The sequence below is a fragment of the Cryobacterium sp. TMT1-19 genome (assembly GCF_004403055.1).
GTDB classification, from domain to species: domain Bacteria; phylum Actinomycetota; class Actinomycetes; order Actinomycetales; family Microbacteriaceae; genus Cryobacterium; species Cryobacterium sandaracinum.
This window is the reverse complement of sequence record NZ_SOHB01000019.1, coordinates 18,995-28,334: the sequence shown is the minus strand read 5'-3', so window position 1 is coordinate 28,334 and position 9,340 is coordinate 18,995. Positions and strand designations below refer to the sequence as shown.

Genomic DNA, 9,340 nt, shown 5'->3' with positions numbered 1-9,340 from the left:
TCACCCGACGCCCTCATCGCCCTCGCCATGCTCAGCCTCGGCGGCCACAAACCCGCACTCCCCGGCCGGGATTAACCCACGGTTACGACAGGAGAGCCAGAATTCCGTCGAATTCGTTCGGGACGCGGGCCGGAGCACCGAGCCGGTTGGACCCGGCAGCGGTGACTCATCGCTGACGGCTGTGAGGACTCACTCATGTCAAGGAGTATCTGAAAGCCAAGGACACGCCGTATCCGGTCGGTCCTCGGCGTTCTTACGTTCTGCTACAGTAAAAGTGCACCCGATGGAACCGCGTAACGCCCGGCTCTCTTCTCCGGTGCATTCCCTGTAACTCACTGCTATCGCATCATCTATGCGTAGCTGTGTGTGTTCACTTCAATCCACATCACTTTGGGATTGGACCACCCGCAGCGCGTGAGACGCTGCAACAGCTTCCCTGGCCAGCACGCATGACGCCAGGGGAAAGGACATTTTTCGTGACTGACGTCAACCTCCTCACCCCCGGTGCGGATTCCTCGCACCTCACTACCCTTCGCGTCGCCGAGCTTCTGGCTCTGGCGCTCGAGCTGGGTATCCCGGGTGCATCAAAGCTTCGCAAGGGAGAGCTCGTAGGAGCAATCACCGCCGAGCAGGCCAAGAGCGCATCCTCGGGTGTCTCCGCCGACACCACGGCCGCCGACACCACGGCCGCCGTTCCCGTCGAAGAGGCGATTCCCGCGGCCGACGCCGCGACCGACGCGGCCTCGACCACCGACGTTGCTGCCAACGTCACCGTTGCCGCGCCGCGCAAGCGCGCGTCCCGCCGCGCCTCCACCGCGACCACGGCTCCCGCCGTGGCGCACGTCAACGCTGACGGCGACCTGGGCATCGGCATGATCGTTCCGGATGGCGCCGCGACCCTCCGCCGCACCACTGCCCCCACCACCTATGCCGGCGCCTTGCCGGAGTCACCCGTGACCGAGACCGTAGCCCCGGCCACGAAGCCGGTCCGCCAGGCTCGCAAACGTGCCACGTCGGTCACCGTGAAGGCAGCGGCCGAAGCCGCCGCCGCCCCCATCGTGGACACCGAGGCCCCCACCGTTGAGACTGAAACAATCACCGAGGCTGCTGCCCCGCTTGAGGCGGTCGCCGAGACCGCAGTCGTGGCCGAGGAGATCCCCGAGATCACCGAGGCGGCACCCGAGACCACCGGTTCCGGCCGGTCGCGTCGCGGTAGCTCACGCGGTGGCCGCAACGGCGGCGCCCGCAACAGCATCGACGCGCGCAACAACGCCGACGAATTCGCCACGGAGACAGGAACCCAGTCCGGCACCGATACCGGCACCGAGACCGGAACCGAGCAGCACGCCCCGGTCGAGACCGTCGTCACCGATCAGGCCGAATCGACCGAGCGCGGCGACCACGCCGATCAGGGCGAACTGTCCGAGCAGACGGAACAGCCCCGACAGGGCCGCAACCGCAACCGCAGCCGCGGGGGCGACCGCACGCAGGGCGCCGAGCGTAGCGCCGAGCGCGGTGAGGAGACCGCCCGTCAGCAACGCCAGACCGGCAACCGCGGCCAGGGCCAGAGCCAGGACCATCAGAATCAGGACCGCAACCAGGGTCAGGACCGCAACCAGGGTCAGGACCGCCATGCCCAGCAGAGCCAGGATCGCGCCCAGGACCGCCAGGACCGCCAGGAGCGTCAGGGTCAGGACCGCCAGGACCGCAACCAAGGCCAAGAGCGTCAGGGTCAGGAGCGCAACGCCGGTCCCGACCGCGCCGGACTCGAAGACGACCTGAACGGCCGTAGCAACCGCAACCGTTTCCGTGACCGCAAGCGTCGCGGCGTCACCACCGGCGACGACTTCGAGCCGGAGCTGAACGACGACGACGTGCTGATCCCCGTCGCCGGCATCCTCGACATCCTCGACAACTACGCGTTTGTGCGCACCTCCGGCTACCTGCCGGGTGCGAGCGACGTCTACGTCTCGCTCGGCCAGGTCAAGAAGTACAACCTGCGCAAGGGCGACGCCGTCGTCGGCTCCATCCGCCAGCCGCACGAAGGCGATCAGAGCGGACGCCAGAAGTACAACGCGATCGTCAAGGTCGACTCCATAAATGGCCTGACCGTCGAAGAGGCCGCGAACCGCGTCGAGTTCCAGAAGCTCACCCCGCTGTACCCGACGGAGCGGCTGCGCCTCGAAACCGAGCCGGGCAAGCTGACGCAGCGGATCATCGACCTGGTCGCCCCGATCGGCAAAGGACAGCGCGGCCTGATTGTCGCACCGCCCAAGGCCGGCAAGACCATCGTCATGCAGCAGATCGCAAACGCCATTGCCACGAACAACCCCGAGGTCCACCTCATGGTCGTCCTGGTCGATGAGCGTCCGGAAGAGGTCACCGACATGCAGCGCACGGTGAAGGGTGAGGTCATTGCCTCCACCTTCGACCGTCCCGCCGAAGACCACACCACGGTCGCCGAGCTCGCTATCGAGCGCGCCAAGCGTCTCGTCGAACTGGGCCACGACGTCGTCGTGCTGCTCGACTCGATCACCCGCCTGGGCCGCGCCTACAATCTGACGGCCCCGCCGTCGGGCCGGATCCTCTCCGGCGGCGTCGACGCGTCCGCGCTGTACCCGCCGAAGCGTTTCTTCGGCGCGGCGCGCAACATTGAGAACGGTGGCTCGCTCACCATCCTCGCCTCCGCCCTGGTGGAGACCGGATCCAAGATGGACGAGGTTATCTTCGAGGAGTTCAAGGGCACGGGCAACATGGAGCTCCGCCTGTCGCGCCACTTGGCCGACAAGCGCATCTTCCCCGCGGTGGATGTCAACGCATCCGGCACCCGGCGTGAAGAAATGCTGATGAGCGCGGACGAAGTCAAGATCACTTGGAAACTGCGACGCGCCCTCGCCGGGCTAGAACAGCAGCAGGCACTGGAGGTCATCCTCGGTCGTCTGAAGGAGACCACGTCCAACGTCGAGTTCCTGATGCAGGTTCAGAAGTCGATGCCCACCCTCGGTGGGTCAGACAAGGATCACTGATGTTCGAGTCTGTCCTGACTCTGCTGGCTGAGCACGATGAGCTCCAGTCTCAGCTGGCGGATCGCGAGCTGCACGCGAACCCAACCCGATCGAAGAAGGTCAACCGTCGTTATGCCGAGCTCAGCCGCATCATCGCGGCCTGGCACGAGTGGAAAGAGATCGGCGAGAACCTCGATGCCGCGCGGGAACTCGCGGACGAGGACGCCGACTTCGCCGCGGAGATCCCCGGTCTGGTCGAGCAGCTGGAAAACGCGGCCGAAAAGCTGCGGCGCCTGCTGATTCCGCGCGACCCGCTCGACGCCCGCGACGTGATCATGGAGATCAAGATGGGGGAGGGCGGTGCGGAATCCGCACTATTCGCCGCCGACCTGCTCCGCATGTACCTGCACTATGCGGAGTCGAAGCGCTGGAAAACCGAGATCATCGAGCAGACCACGAGCGACCTCGGCGGCATCAAAGACATCCAGCTCGCCATCAAGGGCAACGCGAGCGACCCTGCCGAGGGCGTCTGGGCGCACCTCAAGTACGAGGGGGGCGTGCACCGCGTTCAGCGAGTGCCGGCCACCGAGTCGCAGGGACGCATCCACACTTCCGCCGCCGGAGTGCTCGTCTTCCCTGAGGTCGACGAGCCCGAAGAGGTCGAGATCAGTGCGAACGACCTCAAGATTGACGTGTACCGGTCGAGCGGCCCCGGCGGCCAGTCCGTGAACACGACCGACTCCGCCGTGCGCATCACCCACCTTCCGACCGGCATCGTCGTGGCCATGCAGAACGAGAAGAGCCAGCTGCAGAACAAGGAAGCCGGCATGCGCGTTCTGCGTGCCCGCGTTCTTGCCCGGCAGCAGGAAGAAATCGACGCCGCCGCCTCCCTCGTGCGCAAGGGCCAGATCCGCACCATGGACCGGTCCGAGCGCATCCGCACGTACAACTTCCCGGAGAACCGGATTGCGGACCACCGCACCGGCTACAAGGCCTACAACCTGGACACGGTCATGAACGGCGCCCTCGACGCCGTGATCGACTCCTGCATCACGGCCGACGAAGCCACCCGGCTGGCCGAGATCGGTGATCACGACTGACCAACCCCGCACGCAGCGGTTGCCCAGCCGCCGGTCTCTCGTAGTCTGGAGAGAACGGCGGCGGGGCTTTTCGCATCCACCGTTCGACAACGAGGCGAGGATGCTGATGGAATCCCTGACGAGTCACACCGACTACGGCGCTGTGGGCCTGACCGAGGCGCAGGTGAACTCTGACCCGATGCTCGAGTTCGCGACCTGGTTGGCGGCCGCTGAGGGGGCCGGGCTGTATGAGCCGAACGCCATGGTCGTCGGCAGCATCGACCCCGACGGGCGGCCGAGCAGCCGCACGGTTCTGCTCAAGGGGCTCGACGGAAGCGGGTTCGAGTTCGTCACCAACTACGACTCGCGCAAGGGGCGCGCGCTTCGGAAGAATTCCGGTGTGACGCTGCTATTCCCCTGGTACCCGATGCAGCGCCAGGTGATCGTCTACGGCACTGCCCACGCCACGGATGCCGCCGTCAGCGACGCCTATTTCGCGCGTCGTCCGCGGCCCGCCCGCATCGCCGCCCTGGCCAGTGAGCAATCGGAACCGATCGTGAGCCGCGAACTGCTCGAAGAGCAGGTGCGCGCGGTCGAGCGGCGTTACCCCGACGACATGGAGATCCCGCGGCCCACCGACTGGGGCGGGTTCCGGGTCATTCCGCACGCGATCGAGTTCTGGCAGGGCCGCACGTCCCGGCTGCACGACCGCTTGCGTTTCACGGCACTGGAGGGCGGCGGCTGGGCGCTGGAGCGCCTCCAGCCGTAGCGCCACTAGGCAGCGACGATCGCTGCGCCGGCAGCGGCGGCTGCGGTGGCTACTCGGCGAGGTCGGAGTAGTGGATGGCCGCCACGTCCGGGTGCGCGCGCAGTCGGCTCTTCAGGGCGTTCTCCCCGTAGGTGGAGAAGATCGGGTTGTTCGGGTCGGCCGTGACCCCGGGCGCCTCGAGGGAGTCCGGCAGGCTGAGCAGCGGGATGGTCGCGTCGAGCGCGGGGCCAAAGAAGAACGGAATCGAGACCCGGTCGTCTCCGATCAGAGGCGAGATCACCCGGTGCACGGTGGCCTTGAGGTAGCCGTTCGTGGCCACCTCCAGCAGCTCGCCGATGTTGACCACGAAGGCGCCGTCGAGCGGGGGAGCGTCGATCCAGTCGCCATCCTTCTCCACCTGCAGGCCACCCTTGCCGGGTTCGACAAACAGGAGGGTCAGCACCCCGGAGTCCTTGTGCGCGCCGACGCCCTGCCGGGGAGTGGGATCGGATTTGCCGGGGTAGCGCACGATCTTGATCAGGGTGAACGGCTTCTCGGCGAAGGCCGCGTCGAACACGTTCTCGTCGGCACCGAGCGACAGCGCCCAGGCCTGCATCAGGTGGAGGGCGACCGCGGTGAGCTCTTCGCGCCAGAGGGTCATCACTTCTCGTAGCGCGGGGAGATTGGACGGCCACTGGTTCGGTCCCTCGAGACGCCGGTAGTCGGCATCCGTGGGCCGCGGAAGTGCCGGGCGCTCCGGCCCGATGTCAATCTGCTCGCGCCAGTCAACCGTACCCTGGGTGAGCTCGCCGCCCACGCGGGTGTAGCCGCGGAAGTGCGGGCTCCTCAGATTCTCGATCGCCATCTTGTCGGCTTCGGGGAGGGCGAAGAAGGCTCGGGCGGTGCGCATGACCCGATCCGTGAGGTCCGAGGGCACGCCGTGACCGGTCAGGTAGAAGAACCCGAAGGAGTGGGTGGCCTCCCGCAGATCGGCCCGAAAAGCCTCCGCCTCCGCATCGCCCCGGTCAAGCCGCGAGAGGTCGAGTACGGGGAGGGTGAGGGCGGCGGTATCGGTGGTCATTGGTCTCTGTCCCTCAGTCGTCGCCGGGCAGCAGCCCGCGGGCGGATTCGATGGTATCGGTCTTGGCCGGCTGCACGATGGCCGGGATCCCCAGCAGCAGCGACTTGGGTGGGGCATCCCGGGTCACCACCGCGTTGGCGCCGATGGTACTCCAGGCGCCGATGACGATGGGCCCGAGCACCTTGGCGCCGGCGCCGATCGTCACCCCGTCGTGCAGGGTGGGGTGCCGCTTCTCCCCCCGGGCCACCCCGTGCCGGGTCTTCCCGCCGAGGGTGACCCCGTGGTAGAGCATCACGTCATCGCCGATGTCCGAGGTCTCCCCGATCACCACGCCCATGCCGTGGTCGATGAACAGCCTCCGGCCGATGCGGGCGCCGGGGTGGATCTCGATCCCGGTCAGGAACCGGGTGAACTGCGACAGGAGCCGGGCCGGGAGCCGCAATCCGGCCTCCCACAGCCGGTGGGACACTCGATACGACCACACGGCGTGCAGACCGCTGTACGCCAGGAACACCTCGATGTTGCTGCGGGCGGCCGGGTCGTGGGCGCGCGCCATCGCCAGGTCCTCACGGATGCTCGAAAAGACACCCATTCGCTGCGTCGCCGGCCCGGTTTCGCCGACTAGTCCAGCAGGTCCTCGTAGAGCACCGTGGAGAGGTACCGTTCGCCGAAACTCGGCATGATGACCACGATGGTCTTGCCGGCGTTCTCGGGGCGCTTGGCCTGTTCGATTGCCACCCAGACAGCCGATCCACCGGAAATGCCGGAGAGGATGCCCTCATCCGTTGCCAGCGCGCGCGCCGTGGACACGGAGTCGGCGAGCGTGACGTCGGTGACCTCGTCGTAGACGTGCGTGTCGAGAACGTTCGGTATGAAGTTGGCGCCGAGACCCTGGATCTTGTGCGGTCCGGGCTTGCCGCCGGTGAGGATGGGGGAGTCGATCGGCTCGACGCCGACGATGCGTACGGATGGCTTGCGTTCCTTGAGCAGCTGGCCGGTGCCCGTGATGGTCCCTCCGGTGCCGATTCCGGCGACGAGGATGTCGACGGCTCCCGCGGTGTCGTCCCAGATCTCGACGCCGGTGGTCGCGTAGTGGATGGCCGGGTTGGCCGGGTTGTCGAACTGGCGGGCCAAAATCGCCCCGGGGGTGGCGGCCGCGATTTCCTCGGCCTTCGTGACCGCGCCGCGCATGCCGTCGGAGCCCGGCGTCAGCACGATCCGGGCGCCGTAGGCGCGCAGCAGCTGGCGGCGTTCGCGGCTCATGGTCTCCGGCATCGCCAGGATGACCGTGTACCCGCGGGCGGCGCCCACCATGGCGAGGGCGATCCCGGTGTTGCCGCTGGTGCCCTCGACAATGGTTCCACCCGGAGCCAGCTCGCCCGAGGCCTCGGCCGCATCGACGATCGCGATCCCGATCCGGTCCTTCACACTGCCCGAGGGGTTGTAGAACTCCAGTTTCACCAGCACGGTCGCGTCGAGGCCGGCGGTGAGTCGGTTTAGCTTGACCAGAGGGGTCTTGCCGACTGCAGCAGTGATATCGGAGTAAATCTGTGCGGGCATCGGTGGTCGCCTTTCGATCGGGGTCAGGAACCTCGCCCAGCCTACGGCTCCGGCATTGGGCGTGTGCGTGCGTTACATTTCAATACGTGACAACTCCGCACGGCCACCATTCCATTCCCATCAGCTCAATTCCTACCGACATTGTTCCCACCGACATTGCCGAATTGCGCACCCGGGCCATCGACTCCCTTTCCCAGGCGGGGATCAGCGACCCCGACGTCGACGCCGATCTCCTGATCGGTCACGTTCTCGCCCAGAGCCGCGGCCAGGTGCAGGCCGCCGCCATCCTGCGCACCGCCCTGGGCGCCACGGATGCCGCGGCCATCCGTGAACTCGTTCGTCGCCGCTGCCTGCGCGAGCCGCTGCAGCACATCACCGGGCGGGCACCCTTCCGCTCCCTCGACCTGTTCGTCGGACCGGGCGTGTTCGTTCCCCGCCCCGAGACGGAGCAGGTGGCGCAGTTCGCCATCGACGCGCTCCGGGCACTGCCCGACGCGGAGCCGATCGGGGTGGACCTCGGCACCGGCAGCGGCGCGATAGCCCTTTCCCTGGCGGTCGAGGTGCCGAACGCGCGCATCTGGGCGGTCGAGAACTCGCCGGAGGCCTTCCCCTGGACCTCCCGCAACTTCGAGCAGGTAGCCGCGCCGAATGCCACGCTGGTGTTCGGCGACCTCACCGACGCGCTCACCGAACTCGACGGAACCGTGGCCGTGGTCATCTCCAACCCGCCCTACATTCCGACGGATGCGATCCCGCGCGACCCCGAGGTACGCCTCTTCGACCCGGCCCGCGCCCTGTTCGGCGGCCCCGACGGGCTCGACGTGGTGCGGCACGTCTCCCGCACGGCCCTGCGCCTCCTGCGTCCTGGCGGCCAGATCGTGATCGAGCACGGTGAGCTGCAGGGGGCGCAGATCCGTGCCCTCCTGGCCGCCGACGGCTGGCGCGTCCCGGCCACTCACCGCGACTACACCACCCGCGACCGCGCCACCACGGCCCTCGCCCCCGTTCCCGCCGATCGGTGAGGGCGGTTCCCTCTGGGGGGCTGCAGTAGAATCAGGCACAATGACTCGCATCTATGACTGCTCGGTTGACACGGAATACGCGGCCGGCATGAGGCTCGCGCGCTCGGCCATCGGCCGCGGCGCGCTCGTTGTCATCCCCACCGACACGGTCTACGGCATCGCCGCGGACGCCTTCGACCCGGAGGCGGTGCAGCGCCTTCTCGACGCCAAGGGCCGCGACCGTTCCTCGCCGCCGCCCGTGCTGATCCCCGGAATTCCCACCCTCGACGCCCTGGCCCAGAACATTCCGCAACCGGTGCGCGAGCTCGTCGCCGCGTTCTGGCCCGGTGGTCTGACGGTGGTGCTGAACGCCCAGCCGTCGCTCGCCTGGGACCTCGGTGACACCCGCGGCACGGTGGCCCTGCGGATGCCGAGCAACCCGGTTGCCCTCGACCTCCTCTCCGAGACGGGACCCTTGGCCGTGTCATCCGCCAACACCAGCGGCCGGCCCTCCGCGATCGACGCGGAAGGCGCCGAAGAGATGCTCGGCGGCAGCGTGGCCGTCTACCTCGACGGCGGAACGGCCGGACTCGGCTACGAACCCATCGGCGACCGGCCGGGGGATACCTCGTCGACCATCGTGGATGCCTCCGGCTTCGACTCCAACGGTGGCAAGGTCGTCATCGTGCGGAACGGCGTGATCTCACGGGAGGCCATCGAAGCCGTCATCGGAGAGGCGCTCGCGCCGATCGGGTTCGGCGCGCCTGCGGACAAGCCCGCTGCCGAAACCACCACCGAGCCGGCCACCGAGCCCGCCACCGAAGTGAGGGCCGAACCGGTCGATCCCGCGGCAGACGCACGCTAGC

8 protein-coding genes are annotated in these 9,340 nt (G+C 67.8%); 5 read left to right on the top strand and 3 right to left on the bottom strand.

What is annotated here, in order from left to right:
• Positions 1-476 precede the first annotated feature (476 nt).
• The 3 genes from rho (at position 477) to pdxH (ending at position 4,853) form a co-directional block, all read left to right on the top strand.
• Entirely contained in the window at positions 477-3,026 is a 2,550-nt protein-coding gene (gene rho / locus E3T40_RS04615; protein ID WP_370287872.1) for a transcription termination factor Rho, read from the top strand.
• Positions 3,026-4,105, top strand: a complete 1,080-nt coding sequence (prfA, locus tag E3T40_RS04610; protein ID WP_134542799.1) for a peptide chain release factor 1 — start codon at positions 3,026-3,028, stop codon at positions 4,103-4,105. The genes rho and prfA overlap by 1 nt, the downstream gene beginning before the upstream one ends.
• A 106-nt stretch (positions 4,106-4,211) precedes the next feature.
• On the top strand, positions 4,212-4,853 hold the full coding sequence (gene pdxH / locus E3T40_RS04605) for a pyridoxamine 5'-phosphate oxidase (RefSeq protein WP_174843646.1): 642 nt from the start codon (positions 4,212-4,214) through the stop codon (positions 4,851-4,853).
• Between the two features lie 49 nt (positions 4,854-4,902).
• On the opposite strand, the gene E3T40_RS04600 is transcribed toward pdxH, so the two are convergent.
• Genes E3T40_RS04600 through cysK form a run of 3 tightly spaced genes read right to left on the bottom strand, consistent with a single transcriptional unit; the run spans position 4,903 to position 7,473 of the window.
• Complete coding sequence (locus tag E3T40_RS04600; protein WP_104194083.1) at positions 4,903-5,913, bottom strand: isopenicillin N synthase family oxygenase; 1,011 nt, start codon at positions 5,911-5,913, stop codon at positions 4,903-4,905.
• A 13-nt stretch (positions 5,914-5,926) separates the two neighbouring features.
• Positions 5,927-6,505 (bottom strand): serine O-acetyltransferase EpsC, encoded by a 579-nt coding sequence (gene epsC / locus E3T40_RS04595; protein WP_104194082.1) that lies wholly within the window; start codon positions 6,503-6,505, stop codon positions 5,927-5,929.
• A 29-nt stretch (positions 6,506-6,534) separates the two neighbouring features.
• Entirely contained in the window at positions 6,535-7,473 is a 939-nt protein-coding gene (gene cysK, locus E3T40_RS04590; RefSeq protein WP_104194081.1) for a cysteine synthase A, read from the bottom strand.
• 140 nt (positions 7,474-7,613) lie between these two features.
• On the opposite strand from cysK, the gene prmC reads away from it, so the two are divergent.
• Together prmC and E3T40_RS04580 are read left to right on the top strand one after the other, a co-directional pair.
• A complete protein-coding gene (gene prmC, locus E3T40_RS04585; protein ID WP_233193981.1) occupies positions 7,614-8,495 on the top strand; it encodes a peptide chain release factor N(5)-glutamine methyltransferase in 882 nt (293 codons plus the stop codon).
• A 40-nt stretch (positions 8,496-8,535) separates the two neighbouring features.
• Positions 8,536-9,339, top strand: a complete 804-nt coding sequence (locus E3T40_RS04580) for an L-threonylcarbamoyladenylate synthase (protein WP_104169781.1) — start codon at positions 8,536-8,538, stop codon at positions 9,337-9,339.
• Position 9,340 lies beyond the last annotated feature (1 nt).

Bases quoted from the DNA above. Each gene is read 5' to 3' on its own strand.
- epsC (WP_104194082.1), bottom strand. From the start codon at position 6,505: ATGGGTGTCTTTTCGAGCATCCGTGAGGACCTGGCGATGGCGCGCGCC.
- prfA (WP_134542799.1), top strand. From the start codon at position 3,026: ATGTTCGAGTCTGTCCTGACTCTGCTGGCTGAGCACGATGAGCTCCAG.
- cysK (WP_104194081.1), bottom strand. From the start codon at position 7,473: ATGCCCGCACAGATTTACTCCGATATCACTGCTGCAGTCGGCAAGACC.
- E3T40_RS04600 (WP_104194083.1), bottom strand. From the start codon at position 5,913: ATGACCACCGATACCGCCGCCCTCACCCTCCCCGTACTCGACCTCTCG.
- E3T40_RS04580 (WP_104169781.1), top strand. From the start codon at position 8,536: ATGACTCGCATCTATGACTGCTCGGTTGACACGGAATACGCGGCCGGC.
- pdxH (WP_174843646.1), top strand. From the start codon at position 4,212: ATGGAATCCCTGACGAGTCACACCGACTACGGCGCTGTGGGCCTGACC.